Raw genomic sequence first — 26,879 nt, forward strand, 5'->3', positions numbered from 1 at the left:
ATGACCACAGAGGAAACCACCGCCCGGTACGCCCCCGAGCACACCCCCCGCCTGCGCTGGGCGCAGCACGCACCCGAGGTCTACAAGGCGATGGTCCGGCTGGACGCGGCCGCCCGGCAGGGCCTGGACCCCGCCCTGTACGAGCTGGTGAAGATCCGCGCCTCCCAGATCAACCACTGCGCGTTCTGCCTCGACATGCACACCAAGGACGCGCTCGCCGCCGGCGAGAGCGTGGAGCGGATCGTGCAGCTCAGCGCCTGGGAGGAGTCGCGGCACTTCTACACGGAGAAGGAGCTGGCGGCGATCGAGCTGACCGAGGCGATCACGGTCCTGACGGACGGATTCGTGCCGGACGAGGTGTACGACAACGCTGCCAAGTACTTCGAGGAGGCCGAACTGGCGCAGCTGATCGCCGCGATCACGGTGATCAACGCCTGGAACCGGTTCGGGGTGACCACCCGCATGGTCCCGGGCCACTACCGGCCGGGGCAGCACAAGTGAGCCGTACGGAACTGCTGGACCGCGAGGTCGGCAAGGCGATGTCCGCGCTCAGCGCCGCCGCGAAGCACGGCCTCGGCGACCCCGCGCTCGCCGAACTCGTGGTGATCCGGGCCTCGCAGCTCAACCACTGCGCGTTCTGCCTCGACATGCATCTGGCCATCGCCCGCAAGCACGGCGTGAGCGAGAGGCAGCTGGACCTGCTGAGCGCCTGGGAGGAGGCCGGGGACGACGTCTTCGACGCGCGCGAGCGGGCCGCGCTGGCGCTGACGGAGGCGGTGACCGTGCTGACCGGGGACGCCTCCCGGGGAGGTTTCGTGCCGGACGAGGTGTACGAGGAAGCCGCCGGGCACTTCGACGACGTCCGCCTCGCCCACCTGATCGCGCTGATCGTCGCCATCAACAACTGGAACCGGGTGATGGTCGGCCGCCGCATCGAGCCAGGGGGGTACACACCGTGAACCAGGCCGACGTCTTCCGCGCCCTGCACCGCCGCCGGGATCCCGCGGACCCGCTCGTGCTGCCCGGCCCCTGGGACGCGGCCAGCGCCCGGGCCTGCGCCGACGCGGGGTTCCCGGCGCTCGCGATCCCCAGCGCGGGGGTCGCGGCCTCGCTCGGGTACGAGGACGGGCAGACCCCCGCCGACGAGATGTTCGCGGCGGTGGCCCGGATCGTGCGGGCCGTGGACGTGCCGGTGTCGGCGGACGTCGAGGGCGGGTACGGGCTGGCGCCGAAGGAGCTGGTGGAACGGCTGCTGGAGGCCGGGGCGGTCGGCTGCAACCTGGAGGACTCCGCGGACGGCGTGCTGAAGGACCCGCGGGAGCACGCCGAGTGGCTGGCCGAGGTGCGGTACGCGGCCGGCGGGGAGTTGTTCGTCAACGCCCGCGTGGACACCTTCCTGCGGGGCGAGAAGGATCCCGGACGGGCCATCGAGCGGGCCGCGTCGTACGTCGCCGCGGGCGCCGACTGCGTGTATCCCATCGCCGCGCCGGTGAAGGTGCTGCCGTTGCTGCGGTCCGGGATCCAGGGCCCGCTCAACGTGTTCGCGCGGCTGGACGGCGCGGGCCCCTCGCCCACCGAACTCGGTGAACTCGGGGCCACCCGCGTCACGTTCGGGCCGGGGCTGCAGCGCCGGGCGGCGGCTGCCGTCGGGGAGATCGCCGCCGGGCTCGTCCGCTGAGGGCGCCGCGGCCGTGCGGCCCGTCCGGGGTCACGACAGCCACGCCTTCCAGGTGGAGGCGTGGCCGTCCACCCACTTCTTCGCCGCCTGCTCGGGCGTGAGCTTCCGGTCGGCGATCATCAGGGAGACCTCGTTCTGGTCCTCGGTGGTCCACTCGAACTTCTTCAGGAAGGCCGCCGCCCTGCCGCCGGACTTCGCGAAGTCCGCGTTGAGGTACTTCTGCAGCGGGGTGCGCGGGTAGGCGCAGGCGACCTTCGCCGGGTCCGCGTCGCAGCCCTCCTTGTACGGCGGCAGTTTCACCTCGGTCATGGGGACCTTCTCGAACAGCCACTGCGGCGCGTACCAGTACGTGAGGAAGGGCTTCCGTTCCTTGGCGAACTGCCGTATCTGGGTGATCTGCGCGGCCTCGGAGCCGGCGAACACCACCTGGTAGTCCAGCTTCAGGTTCTTCACCAGCGCCTTGTCGTTGGTGACGTAGGACGGGGAGCCGTCCATCAGCTGGCCCTTGCCGCCGCTCTCCGCGGTGCGGAAGAGGGGGGCGTACTTGTCGAGGTTCTTCCAGTCCGTGATGTCGGGGTGCTGTCGGGCCAGGTAGGCGGGCACGAACCAGCCGATGTGCCCGGTCACCCCGAGGTCGCCGCCGCGGGCGATGGTCTTCTTGTCGTCGATGTACCGCTTCTCCTGGTCGGGGTGGCCCCAGTCCTCCAGGATCGCGTCCACCCGGCCCTGGCTGAGCGCGTCCCAGGCGGGGATCTCGTCGACCTGGACGGTGTCGACGCGGTAGCCGAGCTGGTGCTCCAGCAGGTACCGGGCGACGGCCACGTTGGCCTGCGCGCCGACCCAGGACTGCACGGAGAGGGTCACCGTCCGGGCGCCCCGGGCGCCCGCGAACGGGGACGCCTGCCTGGTCATGTCGGCGGCGCCGCAGGCGGTGAGGAGGGAGAGGGCGGCGGCCGCGGCGGCGAGGGCGGCGGCCCTGCGGTTCGCTGCCATGTCACGCACCACCCTTCTCGTGACGCTCCACCGGCTGGGTCACCCGGTCGAGGACCAGCCCCAGGCACACGATCGCCGCGCCCGCCACCAGCCCGGTGGCCAGGTCGCCCTGGGCCAGCCCGAACACCACCTCGTACCCGAGCGCGCCCCCGCCGACCAGGCCGCCGATGATGACGACGGCCAGGACCAGGACCACGCCCTGGTTGACGGCGAGCAGCAACGATCGCCGGGCGAGCGGGAGCTGGACCTGGCGCAGCTGCTGTCCCGGCGTCGCGCCGAGCGAGCGGGCCGACTCCAGCGCGGCCGGGTCGACCTGGCGCAGGCCCTGCGCGGTGATGCGGACGACGGCCGGCAGCGCGTAGACGACGGCCGCCGCGACGGCGGGGGCGCGGCCCACGCCGAACAGCGCCACGACCGGGATCAGGTACACGAACTGCGGCAGCGTCTGCAGGACGTCCAGGACCGGCCGGAGCAGCCGGTCGAAGCGGGCGCTGCGGGCCGCGGCGACACCGGTCGCCACCCCGAGGACGAGGGTGACGGCGACGGCCGCGAGGACCTGGGAGAGGGTGTCCAGGGACGGCTTCCACACGCCCAGCACGCCGGTCGCGGCCATCGCGAGGACGGCGGTGAGCGCGGTGCGCCAGGTGCCGGCCAGCCAGGCCGGGGCGGCGACCAGCAGCAGCACCGCCCACCAGGGCAGCCACTGCAGGCCGCCGCGGACCGGGTCGAGGACCCAGGCGGTGAAGCGGGCCGCCCAGTCGGCGGTGCCGCCCACGACCGGCACGCCCGAGTACAGGTGGGCGGTCATCCAGTCGACGGCCCGGTCGACGGGGCCGGCGATGTCGAGGGTCCAGGCGTCGGGCCAGTCGAGGCGGCCCGCCAGGCGCCCGGCGACGGCGACGGCCACGACAGCGGCGACGGCGGCGGCCGCGTACGGCCGGCGTGCCCGCCGGTGCGTGGTCGTGCCCGAGCCCGCCGCCTCCCCCGCCGCGCCCGTCACCCGGTCCAGGACGACGGCGAGCAGCACGATCGGGATGCCGGCCGCCAGCGCCGCGCCCACGTCGACCGAGGCGAGCGCCTGGTAGACGCGGTCGCCGAGGCCGCCGGCGCCGATGACCGAGGCGATGACGGCCATGGACAGCGCCATCATGATCGTCTGGTTGACGCCGAGCAGGAGCTCCTTGCGGGCCAGCGGCAGGCGTGCGGTCAGCAGGCGCTGGCGGGCGGTGGCGCCGAGCGACTCGACGGCCTCCAGCACCTCCTTGTCGGCGCCGCGCAGCCCGAGGGCGGTGAGCCGGGCCATCGGCGGGGCGGCGTAGACGACGGTGGCGAGGACCGCGGCGGGCACGCCGATGCCGAAGACCAGCACGACGGGGAGCAGGTAGGCGAAGGCGGGCAGCACCTGCATGGTGTCCAGGACCGGGCGCAGGGCGCGGTCGAGCCGGTCGGACAGTCCGGCGCCGAGGCCCAGCAGGGCGCCGACGGCGACCGACACGAGGACGGCGACCGTCATCAGCGCGAGGGTCTGCATGGCCGGCACCCACATGCCGAGCAGTCCGCAGGCGAGGAACGCGGCGGCCGTGCCGAGGGCGAGCCGGACGCCGGCCACGCGCCCGGCGAGGAGCGTGCCGGCGACGGTGACGCCGGCCCAGCCCGCGCCGAGCAGCACCAGGTAGACGGCGCGCACGGAGACGACGACGGCGTTGCTGAGGTGCCCGAAGAAGTACAGGAACAGGGGGTGGCTGTCCCGGTTGTCGACGATCCAGTCGCCGGCCGAGGTCAGCGGACCGGAGAGGTCGACGGTCAGCGCGTGCGGCCAGCTGCCGCCGGCCCAGCGGGCGTCGGCGAGCGGGACGAGGACCGCCGCGGCGAGCGCGAGCAGCAGGAGTTTCCGGGCCGCGCGGTGCCTGAGCAGACCGTCGGGGAGGATGCGGGGGGCGGATGCGGTGACCGTCGCCATCAGGCCGCCTCCCCGATCGGCTCCGTCCCGGCCACCACGCCGAGGAGCCGTTCGTGGTCCACGACGCCCAGGCAGCGGCCGTCCTCGACGACGCAGGCGGGCGCGCCGCGGCGGGCGACGGCCTTGATGGCGTCGGAGACGACCTCGTCGGGCGCGAGCGCGCCGGGGTGGCCGGGTCCGCCGCAGTCGCCGGGGCGCATGGCCGTGCGGACGGTCATGACCTGCTCGCGCGGTACGTCGCGGACGAAGGCGCGCACGTAGTCGTCGGCGGGCGAGCCGACGATCTGCTCGGGGGTGCCGAGCTGCACCACCCGGCCGTCGCGCATCAGGGCGATGCGGTCGCCCAGCTTGAGGGCCTCGCTCAGGTCGTGGGTGATGAAGACCATCGTGCGGCCCTCCTCGCGGTGCAGCCGGGCCACCTCCTCCTGCATGTCGCGCCGGATCAGCGGGTCGAGCGCGCTGAACGGCTCGTCGAACAGCAGCACTTCCGGATCGACCGCCAACGCCCGTGCCAGCCCCACGCGTTGGCGCTGGCCGCCGGACAGCTGGGCCGGCCGGCGCTGTTCCATGCCCTCCAGGCCGACCTTGGCGACGACCTTCTGGGCGCGGGCGCGGCGTTCGGCCTTGCCGACGCCCTGGATCTCCAGGCCGTAGGCCACGTTGTCGAGGACCGTGCGGTGCGGGAGCAGGCCGAAGTGCTGGAAGACCATCGCGGCGCGGTGGCGGCGCAGTTCGCGCAGGCGGGCGCGGTCCATGGCGCGTACGTCCTCGCCGTCGATGGCGATGCTGCCGGCGGTCGGCTCGATCAGCCGGGTCAGGCAGCGCACCAGCGTGGACTTGCCGGAGCCGGACAGGCCCATGACGACGAAGACCTCGCCCTTGCGCACGTCGAAGGAGACGTCCCGGACGGCGGCCGTGCAGCCGGTGCGGGCGCGCAGTTCGGCGGGGTCCAGGCCGGCGAGCCCGGCGTCGGCGGGGACGCGGTCCGCCTTGGGACCGAACACCTTCCACAGGCCGTCCACGGAGAAGACGGGTGCGGGTGCGCTCATCGCGCGTCACCTCCGATCAGGTCGGCGGCCTTCTCACCGACCATGAGCACGGTGACCATCGGGTTGACGGCGGTCATGGCCGGGAAGACGGACGCGTCGGCGATCCGGATGCCGTCCAGGCCGCGGATCCGCAGCTCGGGGTCGACGACGGCGAGTTCGTCGTCGGCGGCGCCCATCCTGCAGGTGCCCGCCGGGTGGTAGACGGTGTGCGCCGCCCTGCGGGCGTACGCGCTCAGTTCCTCGTCCCCGGTGACGTCCGGGCCGGGGCACACCTCGCGCCGGAGCCAGCCCGCGAGGGGTTCGGTCTTCGCGATCTCGCGGGCGATGCGGATGCCGTCGACCAGGGTGCGGGCGTCGTAGTCGTCCTCGTCGGTGAAGTACCGGAAGTCCAGCGCGGGTTTGACGGACGGGTCGGCGCTGGTCAGGTAGAGCCGGCCGCGGCTCCTGGGCTTGGGGATGTTCGGGGTCATCGACACGCCGAACTCGGGCCGCCGGTAGCCCAGTCGCTCCGGATTGTCGGTGAACGGGATCTGGTAGAAGTGGAACATCAGGTCCGGGCCCCGGTGCGCGGGGTCGCGGCGCACGAACAGGCCCGCGTCGGAGTCCATCGCGGAGTTGTCCGGGATCGGGCCGTCCGTCTCCCAGACGATCACCGACTCGGGGTGGTCGAGCAGGTTCTCGCCGACGCCGGGCAGGTCGTGGACGACGGGGACGCCGAGCGCCTCCAGGTCCCGGCGGGGGCCGATGCCGGAGTGCAGCAGCAGGCGCGGGGAGTCGACGGCGCCCGCGCACAGGATCACCTCGCGCCGGGCCCGTACCAGCGTTTCCGTGCCGTCCCCGGCGCGCACGTGCACGCCCTCGGCCCGCCCCGCGGACACCTGGAGCCGGTAGGCCCAGGTCTCCAGCAGGATCGTCAGGTTGGGCCGCTCGTCCATCACCGGGTGCAGATAGGCCACCGACGCCGACGAGCGCTTGTTGTCCTCGGGGTGGTAGGCGAGGTCGAAGAAGCCGACGCCCTCGTCGAACGGCCGCTTGTTGAAGCCCTCGACGCGCGGGACGCCGAGTGCCGCGTGCGCCGCGTCGACGAAGTCGCGGGCGATGGCGTTCCGGTCCTTCTCGTCGACCGGGACGATGTTGTTCTTCAGGCGGGAGTAGTACGCCTCCATGGGCGCGGAACCCCAGCCCTTGGCGCCGGCCGCCTCCCACTCGTCCCAGTCGGAGGGCAGCGGCTTGAAGGCGATCAGGGTGTTGTGGGAGGAGCAGCCGCCCAGGACGCGGGCGCGGCTGTGCCGGATGTGGGAGTTGCCGCGGGGCTGCTCGGTGGTCGGGTAGTCGTAGTCCAGTTCGCCGCCGAGCAGGCCCATCCAGCGGCGCAGGGTCAGCACGTCGTCGCGGCCGACGTCGCTGGGGCCGCCCTCGATGACGGCGACGGTGACGGCGGGGTCCTCGGTGAGGCGGGAGGCGATGACGGAGCCCGCCGTGCCGCCGCCGATGACGACGTAGTCGTAGACGTGGGTTTCTTCGGGCATTGAGGGGTACTCCAGGGGGACTTGCGGGTGGGGGGATCGGCCGGGGTGGGGGTCGGCCGGTTCTGCTTGGGGGTCTGCCGGTTCTGTGTGTGTGTGGGGGGAGCGGATCGGCCGGTTCTGGGGGGGGTGGATCGGCCGGTGGGGGTGGGGGGATCAGCCGGTGAACCAGCGGACGGGCCGGGGGGCGAGGTTGTGGTAGACGTGCTTGGTCTCCCGGTACTCGGCGAGTCCGGCGGGGCCGAGTTCGCGGCCCACTCCGCTCCTGCCGAAGCCGCCCCACTCCGCCTGCGGGAGGTAGGGGTGGAAGTCGTTGATCCAGACGGTGCCGTGGCGCAGCCGGGCGGCGACCCGGCGCGCCCTGGCGAGGTCCGCGCTCCACACGGCGCCCGCGAGGCCGTACTCGGTGTCGTTGGCGAGGGCGACGGCCTCGTCCTCGGTGCGGAAGGTCTCCACGGTCAGGACCGGCCCGAAGACCTCCTCGCGCACGATCCGCATCTCGCGGTGGCACCCGTCGAGGACGGTCGGCTCGTAGAAGTAGCCGCCGGCGGGGCGCGCGTCGCCGGGGTCCGGGCGCCGACCGCCGGCGCGCAGCACCGCGCCCTCGGCGAGCGCGGCGGCGACGTGGTCCTCGACCTTGGCGCGCTGCTGCTCGGAGACCAGGGGCCCGCACTCGACGCCGTCCTCGGTGCCGCGGCCGAGGCGGATGCGGCCCGCCCGGCGGGCGAGTTCCGCGACGAAGCGCTCCCGGACGGACTCCTCGACGACGAGGCGGGAGCCGGCCGAGCAGACCTGGCCGCTGTGGATGAAGGCCGCGTTGAGGGCCTGGTCGACGGCGGTGTCGAAGCCCTCCTCGGTGGCGCAGGCGTCGGCGAAGACGACGTTGGGGTTCTTGCCGCCGAGTTCGAGGGCGACCTTCTTGACGGTCGGGGCGGCGGCCCGCGCCACCTTGACGCCGCTGGCCAGGCCGCCGGTGAAGGAGACCAGGTCGACGTCGGGGTGCTCGGCGAGACGGGCGCCGACCGTGTGGCCCGGCCCGGTGACGATGTTGGCGGCGCCGGCGGGCAGCCCCGCCTCGGCCAGCAGCCCGATCAGGGCGACGGTGGTCAGCGGGGTGATCTCGCTGGGCTTGACGACGAAGGTGTTCCCCGCCGCGAGAGCCGGCGCGATCTTCCAACTCGCTTGCAGCAGGGGGTAGTTCCAGGGGGTGATCAGCGCGCACACGCCGACCGGCTCGTGCCCGACGACACTGTGGACGTCGGGCGAGCCGGCGTCGACGACCCGGCCGGGGGACTCGGCGGCGATCAGGCCGGCGAAGTAGCGGAAGGCGTCGACGACGCAGTCGACGTCGACGCGGCCCTCCTCGACGGTCTTGCCGGTGTCCCGGCTCTCCAGCAGGCCGAGCCGTTCGCGGTCGCGTACGAGGAGATCGGCGACCCGGCGCAGCAGGGCGGCGCGCCCGACGGCCGTGGTGCGCGGCCAGTCGCCGTGGTCGAAGGCGTCGCGGGCGGCGGCGACCGCGAGGTCGGTGTCCTTCTCGTCACCCTCCGCGACCACGGCGAACGCCCGGCCGTCGGCGGGGTCCAGGATCTCGCGGGTCGCGCCGGAGACGGCCTCCCGCCACTCCCCGGCCGCGTGAATGGTGTGCTGCGGCTGGTGCCTCTGCTGCGTCGTCCGCCGTGCCTGATGTCCGGCCATGATCGGTGTGTCGCCTTCCGTTCCGGTTCAGCGCCCCGGTGAGGATGTGCGCCGTCCGGGGACCGGGAGCACATGCCCTCCGGTCCCTGATGCATGCGCGATCCATGGCCGAAAGTGCGCCGTGTCACGGAGCGTGCGGGCGAATGGGGGCGAACCGCGCACCGAAGGCGTGACGCGCGTCACGGAGGCGAAGTCGCCTTCGCACCCGCACAGGTGAGGGCGGGCGCGAAGGCGGAAGGCGGGCGCGAAGGCGAAGGACGGGCTGTCGTCCGGTCAGTCCAGCGCCGGGTCGGCGTCGCAGGTCGTGTACGGCGGGCAGAACCAGTCCAACGCCGTGGTGAGCAGCCTCAGTTCGTCGTCGCGGCCGCCGGATTCGGGACCGTAGGAGGCGATGGCGTAGATGTTGCCGTCCGGGGCGAAGAAACGCTCGTCCACGACGTGCCAGGTGCCGACGTCGGGCTCGCCCTTGATCCTGTCGGCCAGGTACTCCAGGCGCGAGCCCCTGAACTCGCCGTCGTCCAGGGTCTTCAGGTCCAGCTCCTCGAAACCCGCGGGCTTCGGCGTCCGGTCGGAGAGGTACAGCCGGAAGGAGGCGGCCGGGGAGGACTCCTGCACCTGGTAGACCTGCAGCCGGTGCTCGCGGTCCGGGCTGCGGTAGTTGACCACGGCGATGCCGTACTGGGAGGGCACGGTACTGCGCGTCCACCCTTCGGGGACGGCGACCCTGAACCCCTCCTCGTCGTCGTACGACTCGTAGCCGGCGGGAGGCGCGGTGGCCGACGGGGAGGCGGACGCCGTGGACGCGGACGCCGAGGAGGCGGGCGGTCCGGACGACGTCGGTCCGGAGGGCGCGGGACCGGCGGACGTGCTCGCCGCTGCCCGGCCCCGGCCCGGGTCGTCGTTCTTGCCGACCACCAGGGTCAGTACGAGGCTCACGACGACGCCGACGGCGGCGGCCCCGACGACCACGGACCACACGAGCCGCCGCGAGGACCGGCCGGCCGGCGCGTCCGACGACAGCTCCACGGGAGGCGGCCAGCCGACGCCACCGCCACCGGCACCGGCACCGGCACCGGGTTCACCGTACGGCCAGCCGGCGCCGCCCGTACCCGGCCCGTAGGCCGGCCAGCTGCCCGCGCCGACTGTCGGCGCCGCGGGCACGGCCGCGCCGCCGTCCACCACGGTTCCCCCGGCGCCCGGCCCGTGCCACCCGTTCGCCGTGCCGCCCCCGGGCCAGCCGCTCGCCTGTGCCTCGCCGCCGCCCGTCGCACGGGCGGCTTCGGCTGATCCGGCGGCTCCGGTCGGCGCGCCGGCTCCCCCGGCCGTGCCCTGGCCGTCCGCGGTCCCCGCGCCCTCCGCCGCCGGGCCCGGGGCGAAGTCCGGCCGGGCCGGCGGCGGCGCCGTCGGCTGTGCCGCCGGAGGGCTTCCCGGGGCGCCGTCCTCCCAGCGCTGGGTGTCCTCGTTCCAGTACCGTCCCCCGCTCATGGTGTTCCTCTCACATCCCCAGCAGGCCGGCCACGGCGCCGGCCGAGGCGAGGACGCTCAGCAGCGCCTGGGAGTCGGAGAGGAGGGCGCGCAGGCGCTCCCGGCGGGTGGGGTCCGCCTGCCCGGTGCGGGCGAGCTGTTCCTCGGTGTCGGCGAGCGCCTCGTCCAGCGCGGCCGTCTGCTCGGTGCCGCGCACCCGCTCCAGATCGGCGCGCAGCTCGCGCACCGCCTTCAGCAGCGCCTCGGCGTCCTGGTCGCGCACCGCGCCCGGCCCGTGCCGGTGGTGGCTCTCGGCGTGCGCGTGGCTGCCGACGGCGAAGGTGCTGTGCGAGACGTCGCCGAAGCTGACGGTGGGTTCCTCACTGGCCATTGCTGTCGGCTCCCTTCTGCGGCGCGGTGCCGCCCGAGACGCTGGAGGCGGGGGATGCGGTGGATGCGGTGGCGTGGCTGCCGACGGCGAAGGTGGAGTTGTCCACCCGGCCGATGTTCACGTCCCCGTTGCTGATGTTCACGATCTTCTGGACGAACTCGCCGGTCTCGTAACCGCATTCGGCCAGCGCGGCCCGTACCCCGTTCGCCACCCGGTCCTGCAGGCTGCGCAGGTAGCGGGCGACGTCCATGTCCTGGAAGAGGGAGCCGGCCGGGGCGGAGCCCAGCTCGCGCACCGACAGCTCGGGGCCGTCGGGCAGGGCGCCCGCGTAGCCGCCGGTCAGCAGCCGCCACGCGTAGACCAGGCCGCGGCCGAGCTGGGCCAGCGAACGGCCGGCGGACGCGGGCACCAGGACGATCGCCCCGGCGGTCTTGCCGAGGGCGTTGTTGTTGCGGAACCGGTGTGCCGAACGGTCGGCGTCCTTGAAGTCCTGGCGGACCGGCGTCAGCACGTGCGGGGCGATCTCCAGCATGAGCATGCGGCCCTGGGTGTGGATGCGCACGAAGACGGTGACGACCAGCTCCTCCTCCCAGCCGCCGACCCGGATGCGCAGGAAGTGCCGCCGCTTCTCGGCGCCCTCCTCGACCGCGCGCGCCCGGTGCTCCTCGAAGGCGGCCGCGGTGTACGGCGCCTGGTCGCGGCTGAGCAGGCCCTCGACGGGCAGGAACACGCACTCGTCGATCTCCAGCCAGCGCAGCCGGTCGCGGACGCCGGGGCCGGCGTGCGCCGACGGCACCCGGAGCTGTTCGAGCAGCGGCCGGATCTTCTCCAGGACGGTGCGGTTGCTGAGCGGCTGCTGGTGCTCGGTCAGCTCGTCGCGCCTGAGTTCCACGGCGAGCACCCAGGTCTCGTGCGCCGTCCCCGCCCCGCAGAACGGGCGCGCCTCGTGGTACATGACCAGCGGCGCGTGCTGTTCCAGCCGGATGCGCTGCTTCAGCCGCTGGAAGCGGGGGTTGTCGGACTGCTCGGCGGGGTCGCCGGCGGCGTCCGGGAAGCGCTGCGGGGAGAGTTCGGCGGCCAGCGCGCGGCCGAGCTGATTGCGCTGGGCGTGCCGGCACCACGCGATGAGCGCGAACACGCCGAGGGCGAGCCAGGCCTGCCAGGGCTTCGCCAGGCCGTGGAGGGCGTCGGCGCTGGGGACGAGGAGGTCGGTGGCGCTCCCGGAGCCGGAGGAGCCGTAGTAGGCGTCGTACGACGAACCGTAGGAGGAGCCGCTGTCCGAACCGGCGCCGAACGCCTCGTAGACCGTCAGGCCCAGCAGCGCCGCGAAGGCGATACGGCCCCACCAGCGGACGAGGAACGCGGCGGCCAGCCGGTACAGCGGCGGCTGTACGGCACGGCCCCTGATCCAGGGGGCGACGGCGAGGGCCAGGCTGGGCCACAGGAAGAAGAGCAGCAGCCCGCCGCTGAGCGCCCCGCCGACCGCCCACAGGCCGATGACCGCTCCCGCCCACAGCAGTTCCTGGCGGCGGGCGCGCAGGGCGTGGGCCAGGACGCGGGCGGCGTCGAAGCCGAGCGACGGCGCGACGATCCGCTGCTCGTTGAGGTGGAGCTGCTCGATGACCCGGTCGCGGTAACCGGAGTCCAGGTAGGCGCCCGCGCACAACAGCCGGGTCGCCTCGCTGGCGTGCGGCGGGGTGGGCGGTGTCGGCGGCGCTCCCGCGGGCGTCGTCGGCTGCGGTTGCTGCGGCACGTAGGCGGTGCTCACGCCCATCCCCCGATGCGTGGAAAGACCGTTTTCAGACGTCCGGCTGACAGTCCATCAGCATAGAGGGGCGGGCAGCTCCCGCGACACCGGAATCCCCGCGGACCGCCCTGGCGGGTGCCGCTGCGGACAGCGGCGGGCAGCGGCGGGCAGCGGCGGCGGAAACGGGCGCGGGCCCCGTCCGGACAACACCGGAACGGGGCCCGTTCGGGCTGGCGCGGCTCGCGCCGCGAGGGCTTTACGGGCTCGTGGCGGAGAGCGCCGGGGCCGCGGAGCCTGCCGTCAGACGAGGCCGAGGGAGCGGACCGCCTCGCGCTCCTCCTCGAGCTCCTTGACGGAGGCGTCGATGCGGGTGCGGGAGAACTCGTTGATCTCCAGGCCCTGGACGATCTCGTACTTGCCGTCCTTGCAGGTGACCGGGAAGGAGGAGATGAGACCCTCCGGGACGCCGTAGGAGCCGTCCGACGGGATGCCCATGGAGGTCCAGTCGCCCTCGGCGGTGCCGTTGACCCAGGTGTGGATGTGGTCGATGGCGGCGTTGGCGGCGGAGGCGGCGGACGACGCGCCACGGGCCTCGATGATCGCGGCGCCGCGCTTGGCGACGGTCGGGATGAAGTCCTCGGCCAGCCACTTCTCGTCGTTCACGGCCTCGGCGGCGTTCTTGCCGGCGACCGTGGCGTGGAAGATGTCCGGGTACTGGGTGGCGGAGTGGTTGCCCCAGATGGTCAGGCGCTTGATGTCGGCGACCGTGGTGCCCGTCTTCTTCGCGAGCTGGGTGAGCGCGCGGTTGTGGTCGAGGCGGGTCATGGCGGTGAAGCGCTCGGCGGGTACGTCCGGCGCGGCGGCCTGGGCGATCAGCGCGTTGGTGTTGGCCGGGTTGCCGACGACGAGGACCCTGATGTCGTCCGCGGCGTTGTCGTTGATGGCCTTGCCCTGCGGCTTGAAGATGCCGCCGTTGGCCTCCAGCAGGTCACCGCGCTCCATGCCCTTGGTGCGCGGGCGGGCACCCACGAGGAGGGCGACGTTGGCGCCGTCGAAGGCCACGTTCGGGTCGTCGGTGATGTCGATGCCCTGCAGGAGCGGGAACGCGCAGTCGTCCAGCTCCATGGCCGTGCCCTCGGCGGCCTTCAGCGCCGGGGTGATCTCCAGCAGGCGCAGCTTGACCGGCACGTCCGCGCCGAGCAGCTGGCCGGAGGCGATGCGGAAGAGCAGGGCGTAACCGATCTGGCCGGCCGCGCCGGTGACGGTGACGTTCACGGGAGTGCGGGTCATGGCGTTCTCCGTATGACAGCTGGCGGTGGGCGTCCTTGCCCGGGGGTGCGGACGTGCGAATGATCGATCTCTTGGTATCAAGAGATCCACCGGTCAGGCTATCGCGCATCCGGGATCCCGGACGTCCGGGGTTGTGTGGCCCGTCCCACAGAGTGACGCCGCCGCGACAGGGACGACGCCACGACACGGGACGACACCGCGGCACGGGAAGGCGGCGCGGGCCGGGCCCGGTGGCGGTGGCGGTGGCGCGCGGCATGGGACGGCGGCCGCCCGTCCGGGAGAGGAGGGACGGAGACGGCCGCCTGGTGGGGGTCCCGACTGTGCCGGACTCCCGTGGGGGTACGGTTCGCGTGCCCGGGACGCGGGCGCCTAATCCTGGCGCCGGAATTTTCTTTCGCGGACGTCCCCCGCCCGGCTCACTCCGTGCAGCCCCGCTGCCCGGATGCCAGCGTCGCGCACGCCGTCGCGTCGCCCGCGTCCTTCACGCCCACCATCGGCGTGTACGCGATCGTGTCGCCGGCCGTGGTGATGCTGTCGGTCTGCCGCGCCTTGCCCGCCGACACCTGGACCTGGTCGCCCTGCACGCCCTGGGTGATGCGGCCCCAGGCGGCGTCGCAGGTCTTGCTGTAGCGGACCTCGACGGTGGTCGTGCCGACGGTGGCGGTCTTGGCGGTGGTCACCGCGGTGGCGTCCTTGGTGCAGCCCATGCTCTCCGCGTCCTTGCCGGTGCAGGAGTCGCCGCTGCACTTCACGCCGGGCGGCAGGTCGGTGGCGACGCTGGCGGAGGGCGAGGGGGACTTCTTCTCGCCCTCGTCGTCCTTGCCCCGGCCGTCGGCCAGGTAGAACACGCCCGCGATCACGACCAGCACGCCGACGGCGCCCGCGAGGAACATCGTCAGCCGCCGCTTGCCGCCGCTCCCGCCGGCGGACCCGCCGCCGTGCCGTGGACCCTGCGCGGGCTCGCCGTACGGGCTCGGGGTGCCCGGCGTCCGGCCGGCACCGCCGGGGGCCGGCGTCCCGGCGCCCGGACGGCGGCCGCCGGACGCGGCCGGGCCCCGGTAGCCGGCCATGTTCCACGAGTTGGTGCCGTGTCCGCCGGAGGACGGCCCGGCGCCCTCGGCGCCGCCGCCGGGCCGCGGGCCCGTCCTGTCGTCCACCGGGTCCGGGCCCGCCGGACGCGGCGGGACCGTCGGGGCGACGCCCGCCGGTCCGGCGACGCCGGGTGTCGCCGCCGCTCCGCCGCTCCTGCGGGACTGCTTGCCCTTGGCGTTCGCCGGGGGCGTGGCCAGTTCGCTGAGCGCGGCGCGCGCCTGCGAGATCCGGATCGCCTCCATGGTCATGTCATGGCGCATCTCCGAACGGCTCCAGGCACGCTCGGCGAGCTCCCACATCGTCGTCAGGTGGATCGGATTGGTGCCCGTGACCTCGGCCAGCGCGACGATGGCGCCCTTGGGCGCGAGCAGCCGGCCGTTCAGGTAACGCTCCCAGGACGTCTTGCTGTAGCCGGTGCGGTCGGCCACGGACGCGATGCTCAGTCCACTGCGGTCCACGAGCCGCCGCAACTGGCTCGCGAACTCCCTGATCTGCGGATCCAGGTCCTCCGGCAAGGCCTTCCAACGAGGCATCGCTTCCCCCCTCTTCCCCCGGTGTGGTGCTGTTCTTCGCCCCCGCGCGTGGTGCCCTCTGCCGAGACCCCCTCTGGCTACCCGCAGGGATGCGCCGACTCAGGATCTCAGTTCCCGGGGTGGGGGCGCACGGGTGCGTCGGGGCCGGGGCATGCACCGTCGCACGCCGGCCGGGCCACGGTCCAGTCTCCCACCGACCGCCCCCTGCGGCCGACCCCACCGGTACCGCCGGTTCCAGTGGTCCCGCGGGTCCCGCCGACTTCATGGGTTCCGCCGGTCACGCTGGTCTCGCTGGTCCGGTCACGCCGGTCACGCCGGTCACGCCGGTCACGCAAGCGTCGGCGCTCTCGTCGGTTGCCCGGTCGGTGCGAGGGACGGCGCCGGGCGGTGCGCGGTTCCCGCGTCCGTGGCGAAGCGCGGACACCGTAGCGAAACGGTCACCTCCGTGCCACAGCGCGCGGACAGCCGTTGAACAGGCGGTTCACCGCGGGAGAGGGTTGATCCGTGCGGCGGCCCGTCCTTGCTCGGGGGAGGGGACGGGCCGTCCCGCGCGGGCCGTCGCCGCGCGGGCCGCGCGGCTAACCGCTGACCGTGAAGTGCAGGGTGTCCTTCAGGAACGGGATCTGCAGCCAGGGGTTCGGCTGGACCATCAGCGCCAGCAGCACGATCGCCAGCCCGAGGGCCCCGTAGGTGACGATGTCCGTGAAGCGGGAGCGCACGGCGAGCATGCCGACGTCGGGCAGCAGCCAGCGCAGGACACCGCCGGCGACCAGCGCGATGCCGATCAGCAGCGTGCCGTACCGGAAGGCGTCGAGGGCGGTCAGCAGCAGGCCGACCGCGACCAGGCCCAGCACGGTGAGGACCGGCCACTGCCGGGCGGGCGCCGGGGCGTCGCCCGGCGCGGCCCGGCCGCCGCCCTCGGGGCGGGCGGTGTCCCGGGTGAACAGCGGGAAGCGGCGGGTGACGCGGCGCGGCCTGCCCTCGGCGTCCGGCGCGCTGACCGCGTCCCGCACCTGGAGGTCGTCGGTGTCCTCAGCCGGCACAGCGCTCCGCCGCCTCGACCACGTTGACGAGCAGCTGGGCCCGGGTCATCGGACCGACGCCGCCGGGGTTGGGGGAGATCCAGCCGGCCACCTCGGCCACGTCCGGGTGGACGTCGCCCACGATCTTGCCCTCGGCGCTGCGGGAGACGCCCACGTCGAGGACGGCGGCGCCCGGCTTGACGTCCTCGGGACGGATCAGGTGGGCGGAGCCGGCGGCCGCGACGATGATGTCGGCACGCTTCAGGTGCGCCGACAGGTCGCGCGTCCCCGTGTGGCACTGGGTCACCGTCGCGTTCTCGGAGCGGCGGGTGAGCAGCAGCGGCATCGGCCGGCCGATGGTGACACCGCGGCCGACGACCACGACCTCGGCACCCTTGATCTCCACGCCGTAGCGGCGCAGCAGGGTGAGCACGCCGTTGGGGGTGCAGGGCAGCGGGGCCGGCTCGTTCAGGACCAGGCGGCCGAGGTTCATCGGGTGCAGGCCGTCGGCGTCCTTGTCGGGGTCCATCAGCTCGAGGATGCGGTTCTCGTCGATGCCCTTGGGCAGCGGCAGCTGGACGATGTAGCCGGTGCAGGCCGGGTCCTCGTTCAGCTCGCGCACGACCGCCTCGATCTCCTGCTGCGTCGCCGTGGCCGGCAGCTCGCGCTGGATGGAGGCGATGCCGACCTGGGCGCAGTCGCGGTGCTTGCCGGCGACGTACTTCTGGCTGCCGGGGTCGTCCCCGACCAGGATGGTGCCGAGGCCGGGCGTGACGCCCTTCTCCTTCAGCGCCGCCACGCGGGCGGTCAGATCGGACTTGATCGCGGCTGCGGTGGCCTTGCCATCGAGAATCTGGGCGGTCATGGCCCCATCCTCGCGGATGACGGCCCCCCGGTTCCAATCCGGGTCCCTCCGGAGGGCACGGCGCCGCTCCCCCGGTGTCCGGCCATGATCAGCGATGTTGCACTTGCACAACACCTGCGGAATGCGGCTGGACAAGTAAGTCACTGGTAAAGAACGATGGCAGAACAGTGCCGCGGGCAGCTCATCGGGGGGACGCACCGCAGACTCGGATTCTTTTCGGATCTTCCTCCGTACGGCGCCGCGCGTCGTCCCCGCACCTGGAGCAACGGAGGAAACCCCGCCATGAGTTTCGGCGATCCCAACAACCCCTACGGCCCGCCCCCGGGCCAGCAGCCGGGCTACCCCCAGGGTCAGCAGCCGGGGTATCCGCAGGGTCAGCAGCCGGGTTACCCCCAGGGCCAGCCGGGCTACGGCTACCCGCAGCAGCAGCCTCCCGGCTACGGTTACCCCGCCGCTCCCGCGCCCCAGTCCTACGGCGGCGCCCCGATGATGACGACGATGCCGGGCACCGTGAGCGCGGCCCGCATCCTGCTGTGGGTCATCGTCGCCCTGCAGCTGCTGGGCGTGGCCCTGTTCGCCTTCAGCGCCGCGACCATCCAGGCCGCCAAGAACGGCTCCCTCGACAACGAGGCGGCCTTCGAGCAGCTCAAGAACTACTCGACCGGCGCGCTGTGGGGCTTCACGGTGTTCGCGCTGGCCTGGGGCGTGTTCGCGCTCATGCTGGCGGTGAAGTTCAACACCGGCGGCAACGGCGTGCGCGTGGCGGCGATGATCTTCGGCATCATCACCGCGGTCCTCGGCATCTACCCGTTCATCATCGTGGGCCTCATCCACACGGTGCTCGGCATCCTGATCGCCGTGTTCGTCGGCAACGCCAACGGCAACGCCTGGTTCAACCGAGCGCGTTACTGAGCCGGCGGGGCCGCTCGCGCCGAGCCGTCCGCGCCGCGGGAACGCCGAAACACCGAAACACCGAGGGCCGTGTCCCGCCTCGCAGGGAGGGACACGGCCCTGCCGCGTCACGCGGACGCCGCGATCAGCGGACGCCGCGATCAGCGGACGCCGCGATCGACGGAGGTCGCGGTCAGGCGACGCGACGCCGCGATCAGTGGAAGAAGTGCCGCGTGCCGGTGAAGTACATCGTGATGCCGGCCTTCTCGGCGGCCTCGACGACCAGTTCGTCGCGGACCGAGCCGCCGGGCTGGACGATGGCCTTGATCCCGGCCTCGCTCAGCACGTCGATGTTGTCCGGGAAGGGGAAGAAGGCGTCCGACGCCGCGTAGGAGCCCCGGGCCCGCTCCTCGCCGGCCCGCTGGACGGCCAGCCGGCAGGAGTCCACGCGGTTGACCTGGCCCATGCCGACGCCGACCGAGGCGCCGTCCTTGGCGAGCAGGATGGCGTTGGACTTGACCGCCCGGCACGCCTTCCAGGCGAAGGCCAGCTCGGCGAGCCCGGCCTCGGACAGCGCCTCGCCGGTCGCGAGCGTCCAGCCCGCGGGGTCGTCGCCGTCGGCCTGGAGGCGGTCGGTGACCTGCACCAGGATGCCGCCGTCGACGGGCTTGACCTCGACCGGGTTCGCCGGGGCGCCGGGCGCCCTCAGCACACGGATGTTCTTCTTCTTGGTGAGGGCCTCCAGCGCGCCGTCCTCGTAGTCGGGCGCGACGATGACCTCGGTGAAGATCTCCGCGACCTGCTCCGCCATCTCCTTGCTGACCGGCCGGTTGACGGCGATGACGCCGCCGAACGCCGACAGCGGGTCGCAGGCGTGCGCCTTGCGGTGCGCCTCGGCGACGTCCGCGCCGACCGCGATGCCGCACGGGTTGGCGTGCTTGATGATCGCGACGCACGGCTCGGCGTGGTCGTACGCGGCACGGCGGGCGGCGTCCGTGTCCGTGTAGTTGTTGTACGACATCTCCTTGCCGTGCAGCTGCTCGGCCTCGGCGAGGCCGCCGCCGGTGCCGTCGACGTAGAGGGCGGCGGGCTGGTGCGGGTTCTCGCCGTAGCGCAGGGTGTTCTTGCGCTCCCAGGTGGCGCCGAGGAAGTCGGGGAACCGCGACTCGTCGACGGGCGCGTAGGAGGAGGCGAACCAGCTCGCGACGGCGACGTCGTAGGCGGCGGTGTGCTGGAAGGCCTCGGCGGCGAGCCGCTTGCGGGCGGCGAGGTCGAAGCCGCCGTCCTTGACCGCGGACAGGACGTCGGCGTACCGGGCGGGGCTGGTGACGACCGCGACCGAGGGGTGGTTCTTGGCGGCGGCGCGGACCATCGACGGGCCGCCGATGTCGATCTGCTCGACGCACTCGTCGGGCGTGGCGCCGGAGGCGACGGTCTCCCGGAACGGGTAGAGGTTGACGACGACGAGGTCGAACGGCTCGAAGCCCAGCTCGGCGAGCTGCTGCCGGTGGCTGTCCAGGCGCAGGTCGGCCAGGATGCCCGCGTGGACCTTCGGGTGCAGGGTCTTGACCCGGCCGTCCAGGCACTCGGGGAAGCCGGTGAGTTCCTCGACCTTGGTGACGGGGACGCCGGCGGCGGCGATCTTCGCGGCGGTGGAACCGGTGGAGACGAGCTCCACGCCCGCCTCGTTCAGGCCGCGGGCGAGCTCCTCGAGCCCGGACTTGTCGTAGACGCTGACGAGCGCCCGGCGAATCGGCCGCTTGTTGCTCTCGGCGGTCACTGGATAACTACCTTTCGTCCCTCGATGCGATAGCCGTTGCGGGCGAGGCGCCCCACGACCTCGACGAGCAGCCTTCGCTCGACTTCCTTGATGCGCTCGTGCAGAGCGCTCTCGTCGTCCTCGTCCCGGACCTCCACCACGCCCTGGGCGATGATCGGTCCGGTGTCGACGCCGTCGTCGACGAAGTGGACGGTGCAGCCGGTGACCTTGGCGCCGTACGCGAGGGCGTCCCGCACGCCGTGGGCTCCGGGGAAACTGGGCAGGAGGGCGGGGTGCGTGTTGACGAACCGGCCGCCGAATCGGGCCAGGAACTCCTTGCCCACGATCTTCATGAAGCCCGCCGACACCACGAGGTCGGGCCGGTACGCGGAGACGGCCTCGGCGAGGGCGGCGTCCCACGCCTCACGGGTGTCGTGGTCCTTGACCCGGCACACGAAGGTGGGCAGTCCGGCGCGCTCGGCGCGGGCGAGGCCCTCGATGCCCTCCCGGTCCGCGCCGACGGCCACGATCTCGGCTCCGTACGCCTCGGCGCCGGTGGTCGCGATGGTGTCGAGGAGCGCCTGCAGGTTCGTACCGGATCCGGAGACCAGCACGACGAGGCGCTTGGCCACGGGCTTGGCGGCCACGGTGGGGCCCTTTCTCGGGGAGGCGTTTGTATGGTCGTACGAATGCTTCGCGCCCCCGGATACGGGGAAGTCTACGAAGCGGCCGACCGTCAGCAACGATACCGGCACACCGGACGGCCCCCGTGGGACGGGGGCGTGGCCGGAAGGTAGCGTCTGCGGGGAGCGGGCTCGGGAACGCGGCAGGCGTGCGGAGCGTTTCCGGGGTGACAGCTCAGGCCGGGCCGGTCCGCCGGACCCACCACAGCCACCGTACTCGCCAAGGGGAAGACGCTCACTTGATGCCGGACCGCAGTCTGCGACTCCTCGCCCTCCCCCCGCTTCCGGCGCAGGAAGGGGAGCACAGCCGCGTGCTGCTGCGGGAGCGGCCCGCCTCGCCTACCGACGCGCCCTCGGGCGGGACGAGGGGTGACGGGCGTGAGGGGGCCGCGCAGGAGGACAACCCGTTCGCGCCGCCGCCGGAGGGCGCTCCGGACCGGCCCTGGCAGCCGCGCCGCCCGGTGGGACGGGACTCCGGGGGCCGCGGGGGCTCCGGGGACTCGGGGGGCTCGGGGGGCTCCGACGGCTCGTCCGGCGAGGGCGGGCGTTCACCCTGGGGCAGCCAGTGGAGCGACCGCCAGCCCGGCCGTTCCTCCGGCGGCTTCGGCGAACGCCCCGGCGCTCAGCGCGGCGACAGCGAGGGCCCCAAGAGCCCCGGTCCCGGCGCGAACATGCGCTGGGACCCCACCGACCCCGTCCAGCGCCGTGCCCGGTACGCGCTGCTGGGCGGCATGTGGGCGTTCTTCTTCTCCCTGTTCGGCTGGCCGTACGTGGCCCTGCTGCTCGGCGCGCTCTCGCTGTACTGGGGCATCAGCGCGCTGCGCGCCAAGCCGCGCGCCGGCGCCGGCCCCGAGGCCGCCGGCCGCCCGCAGACGACGGCGGCGGTGAGCGGCCTGGTCACGGCGTCCCTGGCCATCCTCCTGGTCGCCGCGAACTTCGCCGCGCACCTGGTCTACAGCGACTACTACACCTGCCGGAGCGACGCCCTCACCAGCGAGGCGAGGCAGTCCTGCAGCCAGCACCTGCCGAAGGAACTGCGCGGAGTGCTGGACGCGAACAGCTGACCTACCGCGGCTCCTCGGGCTTGCTCGGCCGGTCCGGCTCGGGGGACTCCTGATGCTCGCCCGGCTGCTGCGGCTGCCGCGGCTCCTGCGGCTTCTGCGGGCCGGGCGCCTGCTCCGGGGGTTCGGGGGGCAGGGCGTCCCAGGGCTGGAAGCCGGCGTCGTCCAAGCCGGGGAAGGTGTACGCCTCGGTGTCGTCGGCGCCGGGGACGCGAGCCGACGGCGGGCCGCCGGGCCGGCCGGACGCACGGCGCGCGAATGAGGGCAGCCACAGCCGCGGACGGCGGCGGGCGGGGTGCACGGGCACAGATGCGGGCGCGGGCGCGGGTGTGGGCGCGGGTGCGGGTGCGGGTGCGGGCGAGGGCGCGGATGCGAGCCCGGGTGTGGGCGAGGGCGCGGATGCGAGCCCGGGTGCGGGTGTGGGCGAGGGCGCGGGTGTGGGCGCGGGTGCGAGCCCGGGTCCTGGTGTGGGTGCGGCGCGATGGCGGGGCCGTCGGGCCAGTGCCGTCGGGAGCGCCGTGACCGCCGTCCACAGCAGGGCCGCGCCGCCCGTCTGCCACCACACCGGACCGAACCGGGCGAGCGCCGCCACGCCGAGCGGCCCGCCCGCCAGAGCCGCGAGCACCGCCATCGCGCCCCCGCACATCAGCGCCGCCAGCCCGGCCGTTGCTGCGGTCCACCCGCGCGGGCGGACGCCGTCCCCGTCCGCGGCCCGCCCCACGAGCCACCCCACCGTCACCCCGGCCGCCGCCGGCACCACCGCCGCCACCCAGTTCACCGGCCCCCCGGCCCCCGGTTCCGGCACCGCCGCCAGGAGCGGGAACGACGGCAACGAGGGCACCGGCGCCGACGAGAAGGGTGCGACGACATGGCCGGCCTTCAGGGCGAAACCGGGGCCGAGCGCGTACGCCGCCGCCCAGACCGCCGCGTTCGGCAGCAGCGCCACGCACAGCAGCAGCACCGCGAACCGGCCGGACCAGCCCTCCGTCAGCCGCAGCAGGGACGCCCCCGCCGCCCCGCCGTGCCGGACCAGGGAGACCGCCAGCAACAGCGCCCCGCCGCCGACGAGCACCGCCGCCCCGCCCGCCGCGGCCCGTGCGGCCACGACCAGGCGGTCCCGGGCACCGGCCCCGGGCAGGAACCTTCGCACCGGCGCCGGCAGGAAGACCGGCACGCCGTCCACCGCCCCGTACGGACGGCCGTACACCACTCCGTACGGACGGCCGTACGCCACTCCGTACGGACGGCCGTACGCCACTCCGTACGGACGGCCGTACGCCACTCCGTACGGACGGCCGTACGCCGTCCACACGCCCGCCCCGGCCGCCGCCGCGGTGACCAGCGGCAGGCTCACCGCGGTCCCCGCCCATGAGGGCCGCAGTTCGCCGCCCGACGCGTACAGCGCGGCGGCCGCGGCGACGGCGAGGTAGCCGACGACGACGCCCGTCCACGCCGTGCGGCCCGGCACGAGCGGTTCGCCGGCCTCGCCCGCGTCCGCCGTGTCCCGGGCCGCCCGGTGCAGCAGCCACACGGGGAGCGCGAGGAGCAGCAGCGGGGTGACGCCGACCGGTGCCGGGACGCCGGACAGGGTGTCGGTGCGGACCAGTTCCGCGCCGTGCGCGAGCAGCCACAGCGCGGCGGCGACGTGCAACACGCCGCGGGGGCCGGTGTCGGGGTACGGCGAGCTGATCCACAGCACGGTCACCAGCATGGCGAACGCCCCGAGCCCGAGCCCGGCGGCGACCGCACCGCCCACGAGGCCGGCGGCCGGCCGGGGCGCTCGGCGGCGCCTCCGGGCGAGCTGCGGCGGCAACGGCGATCGGCGAGAGGTCATCCGGGTCACGCCCGCCATGCTCCCAACGACACGCTCTTTCCCGTCGTAACCGCCGAACCTCCGATGTGTCGCCCAATATATGGTTATGTACTTTTTCGTACGAAGGGGCGCGCAGTGACGCGGAGCCACGAGACAGGCCAGGAGACCGACCTGACGCCCGCTCAGGCATTCGACGCGTTGTACGCGTTCTGCGCCCCCGCCCTCGTACGGCAGGCCTACCTCCTCACCGGGCGGCGCGAGGCGGCACGCGAGGCGGTCGAGCGGGCCTTCCACCTCGCCTGGCAGCGCTGGCCCGAGGTGGCCCGCGACCCGGATCCGGCGGGCTGGGTGCGGGCGGCCGCACACGAGTGCGCGCTCTCCCCCTGGCACCGCCTCCGCCCGCGCCACCGGCATCCCGAACCGCCGCCGGCCGACCCCGCCCACCGCGCGCTGCTCCAGGTCCTGCGGAACCTCCCGCCGCCCCACCGCCGCACCCTCGTGCTGTACGACGGCGTCGGCCTGGACCTGCCGGAGACCGCGGCGGAGACGGAGGCGAGCACCCCGGCGACGGCACACCGGCTGCTGCACGCGCGCGAGGCGGTCGCCGCGTGCCTGCCGGAGCTGGCGGACCCCGGAGTACTGCGCCGGCGGCTGGCCGAGGTGGCCTCCGCGGAACGGCTGCGGGCCGCCGCCCCGACGGCCGTGCGCACGGGCTGCGAGCGCCGGGCGCGTTTCTGGACGCGGGCGGCGATCGCCTTCACCGCCTCGCTGATCGCGACGACGGCGCTGACCCTGCGCACCGCGCCGACACACTACGAGCCCCCGGTCCCGCCCGGGAAGACCGTGCAGGGGCTGCCGCCGCGGGTCGCGCCGGGGCCGCTGTCGCAGCGCGAGGCACGGTTGCGGGCCAAGCTGCGCTCCCAGGTCGTCCGGGGCCCGGAGCGACTGCTGCCCGCGCCGCGGTGACACCTTCCGACGCGGTCCGGTGACGCGCCGCGGTGCCACACCCCCGGTGGCGCGCCGCGCTGACGCACCCCGCTGACGACGGTGGGCCCGCCCCCGGGAAGGGGGCGGGCCCACGAGCCGTGCGGACGGCCGGACGGCCGGACTGCCGGACGGCCGGGTTCAGCCGGGTTCAGCCGGGTTCAGCCGGCCAGGATCTCGCGCGCCAGCTTCGCCGTCTCGGTCGGCGTCTTGCCGACCTTGACGCCGGCGGCCTCGAGGGCCTCCTTCTTCGCCTGCGCGGTGCCGGAGGAACCGGAGACGATGGCGCCGGCGTGGCCCATCGTCTTGCCCTCGGGCGCGGTGAAGCCCGCGACGTAGCCGACGACCGGCTTGGTCACGTTCTCCTTGATGAAGGCCGCGGCCCGCTCCTCGGCGTCGCCGCCGATCTCACCGATCATGACGATCAGGTCGGTGTCGGGGTCGTCCTGGAAGGCGGCCAGGGCGTCGATGTGGGTGGTGCCGATGATCGGGTCACCGCCGATGCCGACGGCCGTGGAGAAGCCGATGTCCCGCAGCTCGTACATCATCTGGTACGTCAGCGTGCCCGACTTCGACACCAGGCCGATGCGGCCCGGCTTGGTGATGTCGCCCGGGATGATGCCGACGTTGGACTGGCCCGGGGTGATGATGCCGGGGCAGTTCGGGCCGATGATGCGGGTCTTGTTGCCGTTCTTGCCGGCGTACGCCCAGAAGGCGGCCGTGTCGTGCACGGCGATGCCCTCGGTGATCACGACGGCCAGCGGGATCTCGGCGTCGATGGCCTCGTCGACCGCGTCCTTGGTGAACTTCTCCGGCACGAAGATGACGGAGACGTTGGCGCCGGTCTTCTCGATGGCCTCCTTGACGGTGCCGAACACCGGTACCTCGGTGCCGTCGAAGTCCACGGTCTGACCCGCCTTGCGCGGGTTCACGCCGCCCACGACGTGAGTGCCGTCACCGATCATGAGCTTGGTGTGCTTCATGCCGGTGGCGCCGGTCATGCCCTGGACGATGACCTTGCTGTCCTTGTTGAGCCAGATAGCCATGGTGTGTTGTGTCCTCGTCCTGAGTGCTTACTTGGCGGCGTGGGCCAGCTCGGCGGCCTTGTCGGCCGCGCCGTCCATGGTGTCGACGCGCTGGACCAGCGGGTGGTTGGCGTCGGTGAGGATCTGTCGGCCCAGGTCGGCGTTGTTGCCGTCGAGGCGGACGACGAGCGGCTTGGTGACCTCCTCGCCGCGGTCCTCCAGGAGCTTCAGGGCCTGGACGATGCCGTTGGCGACCTCGTCACAGGCGGTGATGCCACCGAAGACGTTGACGAACACGGACTTGACGTCCGGGTCGCCGAGGATGATCTCCAGGCCGTTCGCCATGACCTGGGCGGAGGCGCCGCCGCCGATGTCGAGGAAGTTGGCCGGCTTGACGCCGCCGTGGTTCTCACCGGCGTACGCGACGACGTCCAGGGTGCTCATGACGAGGCCGGCGCCGTTGCCGATGATGCCGACCTCGCCGTCGAGCTTGACGTAGTTGAGGTTCTTCGCCTTGGCCGCGGCCTCCAGGGGGTTGGCCGCCGCCTTGTCGTGGAGTTCCTCGAAGTCGGGGTGACGGAACTCGGCGTTGTCGTCCAGCGACACCTTGCCGTCGAGGGCGATGACCTCACCGGAGGCCACCTTCGCCAGCGGGTTCACCTCGACCAGGAGGGCGTCCTCCTTGATGAAGGTGTCCCACAGCCTGACGAGGACGTTCGCGACCTTGTCCGCGACCTCGGCCGGGAACTTGGCGGCCGCGACGATCTCACGGGCCTTGGCCTCGTCCACACCGTCGATGGCGTCGATGGCGACCTTGGCGACGGCCTCCGGACGGGTGGCCGCCACCTCCTCGATCTCCATGCCGCCCTCGACGGAGGCGATGGAGAGGAAGGTGCGGTTGGCACGGTCGAGGAGGAACGAGACGTAGTACTCCTCGAGGATCTCCGGAGCGGTCTCGGCGATCATCACCTTGTGGACCGTGTGGCCCTTGATGTCCATGCCGAGGATGTCCGTCGCGCGGGCGACGGCCTCGTCCGGGGTGGCGGCGAGCTTCACGCCACCGGCCTTGCCGCGGCCGCCGACCTTCACCTGGGCCTTGACGACGGACTTGCCACCGAGGCGCTCAGTGGCTGCGCGGGCCGCCTCAGGCGTGTCGATGACTTCACCGGCCAGCACCGGTACATCGTGCTTGGCGAAGAGGTCCCTCGCCTGGTACTCGAACAGGTCCACGCGCTTCCGTCCCTATCAGTGATCTCGCGGTTCGTTGGATGCGTGGGCGTGCCGCGAAGGGCAACGTGACGTCCGCCGTCTGTCACAAGGGAGGCGCACACGGTGTCCGAGCGCGCGGCATGTCC

23 protein-coding genes are annotated in these 26,879 nt (G+C 73.5%); 6 read left to right on the top strand and 17 right to left on the bottom strand.

Annotation, left to right across the window (positions count from 1 at the left end; all coding sequences use genetic code 11):
• The 3 genes from ACH4ZX_RS29045 to ACH4ZX_RS29055 are packed head-to-tail and all read left to right on the top strand — an operon-like array spanning position 1 to position 1,678.
• Complete coding sequence (locus ACH4ZX_RS29045) at positions 1-501, top strand: carboxymuconolactone decarboxylase family protein (RefSeq protein ID WP_398278904.1); 501 nt, start codon at positions 1-3, stop codon at positions 499-501.
• Positions 498-959, top strand: a complete 462-nt coding sequence (locus tag ACH4ZX_RS29050; RefSeq protein WP_398278907.1) for a carboxymuconolactone decarboxylase family protein — start codon at positions 498-500, stop codon at positions 957-959. Before ACH4ZX_RS29045 ends, ACH4ZX_RS29050 begins: the two co-directional genes overlap by 4 nt.
• Positions 956-1,678: an isocitrate lyase/phosphoenolpyruvate mutase family protein gene (locus tag ACH4ZX_RS29055; protein WP_398278910.1), complete on the top strand. Its 723-nt coding sequence runs from the start codon at positions 956-958 to the stop codon at positions 1,676-1,678. Before ACH4ZX_RS29050 ends, ACH4ZX_RS29055 begins: the two co-directional genes overlap by 4 nt.
• 30 nt (positions 1,679-1,708) lie before the next feature.
• On the opposite strand, the gene ACH4ZX_RS29060 is transcribed toward ACH4ZX_RS29055, so the two are convergent.
• The 12 genes from ACH4ZX_RS29060 to ACH4ZX_RS29115 all read right to left on the bottom strand — a co-directional run bounded on the left by ACH4ZX_RS29060 (position 1,709) and on the right by ACH4ZX_RS29115 (position 17,308).
• Positions 1,709-2,671 carry an ABC transporter substrate-binding protein gene (locus tag ACH4ZX_RS29060; protein WP_398278913.1) on the bottom strand — a complete coding sequence of 321 codons (963 nt, stop codon included), beginning with the start codon at positions 2,669-2,671 and terminating at the stop codon, positions 1,709-1,711.
• Position 2,672: 1 nt separating this feature from the next.
• Positions 2,673-4,631 (bottom strand): ABC transporter permease, encoded by a 1,959-nt coding sequence (locus ACH4ZX_RS29065; RefSeq protein WP_398278916.1) that lies wholly within the window; start codon positions 4,629-4,631, stop codon positions 2,673-2,675.
• Positions 4,631-5,680: a glycine betaine/L-proline ABC transporter ATP-binding protein gene (locus ACH4ZX_RS29070; protein WP_398278919.1), complete on the bottom strand. Its 1,050-nt coding sequence runs from the start codon at positions 5,678-5,680 to the stop codon at positions 4,631-4,633. Before ACH4ZX_RS29070 ends, ACH4ZX_RS29065 begins: the two co-directional genes overlap by 1 nt.
• Positions 5,677-7,209 (bottom strand): GMC family oxidoreductase, encoded by a 1,533-nt coding sequence (locus ACH4ZX_RS29075; protein WP_398278922.1) that lies wholly within the window; start codon positions 7,207-7,209, stop codon positions 5,677-5,679. Before ACH4ZX_RS29075 ends, ACH4ZX_RS29070 begins: the two co-directional genes overlap by 4 nt.
• Before the next feature lie 153 nt (positions 7,210-7,362).
• Positions 7,363-8,904 (bottom strand): aldehyde dehydrogenase family protein, encoded by a 1,542-nt coding sequence (locus tag ACH4ZX_RS29080; protein WP_398278925.1) that lies wholly within the window; start codon positions 8,902-8,904, stop codon positions 7,363-7,365.
• A 273-nt stretch (positions 8,905-9,177) separates the two neighbouring features.
• The gene (locus ACH4ZX_RS29085) at positions 9,178-10,389 is read right to left on the bottom strand and encodes a hypothetical protein (protein ID WP_398278928.1); all 1,212 of its coding nucleotides are present in this window, start codon (positions 10,387-10,389) and stop codon (positions 9,178-9,180) included.
• A 10-nt stretch (positions 10,390-10,399) separates the two neighbouring features.
• The gene (locus ACH4ZX_RS29090; protein WP_398278931.1) at positions 10,400-10,759 is read right to left on the bottom strand and encodes a hypothetical protein; all 360 of its coding nucleotides are present in this window, start codon (positions 10,757-10,759) and stop codon (positions 10,400-10,402) included.
• A complete protein-coding gene (locus ACH4ZX_RS29095; protein WP_398279067.1) occupies positions 10,749-12,527 on the bottom strand; it encodes a hypothetical protein in 1,779 nt (592 codons plus the stop codon). The genes ACH4ZX_RS29090 and ACH4ZX_RS29095 overlap by 11 nt, the downstream gene beginning before the upstream one ends.
• A gap of 279 nt (positions 12,528-12,806) precedes the next feature.
• Positions 12,807-13,796: a malate dehydrogenase gene (locus ACH4ZX_RS29100; RefSeq protein ID WP_360751119.1), complete on the bottom strand. Its 990-nt coding sequence runs from the start codon at positions 13,794-13,796 to the stop codon at positions 12,807-12,809.
• A 416-nt stretch (positions 13,797-14,212) separates the two neighbouring features.
• Positions 14,213-15,421 (bottom strand): DUF2690 domain-containing protein, encoded by a 1,209-nt coding sequence (locus ACH4ZX_RS29105; RefSeq protein ID WP_398278934.1) that lies wholly within the window; start codon positions 15,419-15,421, stop codon positions 14,213-14,215.
• 578 nt (positions 15,422-15,999) lie between these two features.
• Positions 16,000-16,464, bottom strand: coding sequence for a DUF3017 domain-containing protein (locus ACH4ZX_RS29110; protein WP_398278937.1), 465 nt, complete (start codon positions 16,462-16,464; stop codon positions 16,000-16,002).
• The gene (locus ACH4ZX_RS29115) at positions 16,454-17,308 is read right to left on the bottom strand and encodes a bifunctional methylenetetrahydrofolate dehydrogenase/methenyltetrahydrofolate cyclohydrolase (RefSeq protein WP_398278940.1); all 855 of its coding nucleotides are present in this window, start codon (positions 17,306-17,308) and stop codon (positions 16,454-16,456) included. The genes ACH4ZX_RS29110 and ACH4ZX_RS29115 overlap by 11 nt, the downstream gene beginning before the upstream one ends.
• 282 nt (positions 17,309-17,590) lie before the next feature.
• On the opposite strand from ACH4ZX_RS29115, the gene ACH4ZX_RS29120 reads away from it, so the two are divergent.
• Positions 17,591-18,220, top strand: coding sequence for a hypothetical protein (locus tag ACH4ZX_RS29120; RefSeq protein ID WP_398278943.1), 630 nt, complete (start codon positions 17,591-17,593; stop codon positions 18,218-18,220).
• Positions 18,221-18,413: 193 nt separating this feature from the next.
• Here ACH4ZX_RS29120 and purH read toward each other — a convergent pair whose 3' ends face one another.
• A complete protein-coding gene (gene purH, locus ACH4ZX_RS29125; protein WP_398278946.1) occupies positions 18,414-19,979 on the bottom strand; it encodes a bifunctional phosphoribosylaminoimidazolecarboxamide formyltransferase/IMP cyclohydrolase in 1,566 nt (521 codons plus the stop codon).
• Positions 19,976-20,605 carry a phosphoribosylglycinamide formyltransferase gene (purN, locus tag ACH4ZX_RS29130; protein WP_398278949.1) on the bottom strand — a complete coding sequence of 210 codons (630 nt, stop codon included), beginning with the start codon at positions 20,603-20,605 and terminating at the stop codon, positions 19,976-19,978. Before purN ends, purH begins: the two co-directional genes overlap by 4 nt.
• A gap of 278 nt (positions 20,606-20,883) precedes the next feature.
• Between purN and ACH4ZX_RS29135 the strand changes: the two genes are divergently transcribed.
• Entirely contained in the window at positions 20,884-21,705 is an 822-nt protein-coding gene (locus ACH4ZX_RS29135; protein WP_398278952.1) for a hypothetical protein, read from the top strand.
• Position 21,706: 1 nt separating this feature from the next.
• Here the strand turns inward: ACH4ZX_RS29135 and ACH4ZX_RS29140 are convergent, their stop codons facing one another.
• Positions 21,707-23,413, bottom strand: a complete 1,707-nt coding sequence (locus ACH4ZX_RS29140; protein ID WP_398278955.1) for a DUF6350 family protein — start codon at positions 23,411-23,413, stop codon at positions 21,707-21,709.
• Here ACH4ZX_RS29140 and ACH4ZX_RS29145 point away from each other — a divergent pair.
• Positions 23,348-24,481 (top strand): RNA polymerase sigma factor, encoded by a 1,134-nt coding sequence (locus tag ACH4ZX_RS29145; protein ID WP_398278958.1) that lies wholly within the window; start codon positions 23,348-23,350, stop codon positions 24,479-24,481. The two genes, ACH4ZX_RS29140 and ACH4ZX_RS29145, sit on opposite strands and share 66 nt — an antisense overlap.
• Before the next feature lie 179 nt (positions 24,482-24,660).
• Here the strand turns inward: ACH4ZX_RS29145 and sucD are convergent, their stop codons facing one another.
• Both sucD and sucC read right to left on the bottom strand, forming a co-directional pair.
• A complete protein-coding gene (sucD, locus tag ACH4ZX_RS29150; protein ID WP_398278961.1) occupies positions 24,661-25,545 on the bottom strand; it encodes a succinate--CoA ligase subunit alpha in 885 nt (294 codons plus the stop codon).
• 27 nt (positions 25,546-25,572) lie between these two features.
• A complete protein-coding gene (sucC, locus tag ACH4ZX_RS29155; RefSeq protein ID WP_398278964.1) occupies positions 25,573-26,754 on the bottom strand; it encodes an ADP-forming succinate--CoA ligase subunit beta in 1,182 nt (393 codons plus the stop codon).
• Positions 26,755-26,879 lie beyond the last annotated feature (125 nt).

It is taken from the genome of Streptomyces sp. NPDC020490 (assembly GCF_044335305.1).
GTDB lineage: Bacteria > Actinomycetota > Actinomycetes > Streptomycetales > Streptomycetaceae > Streptomyces.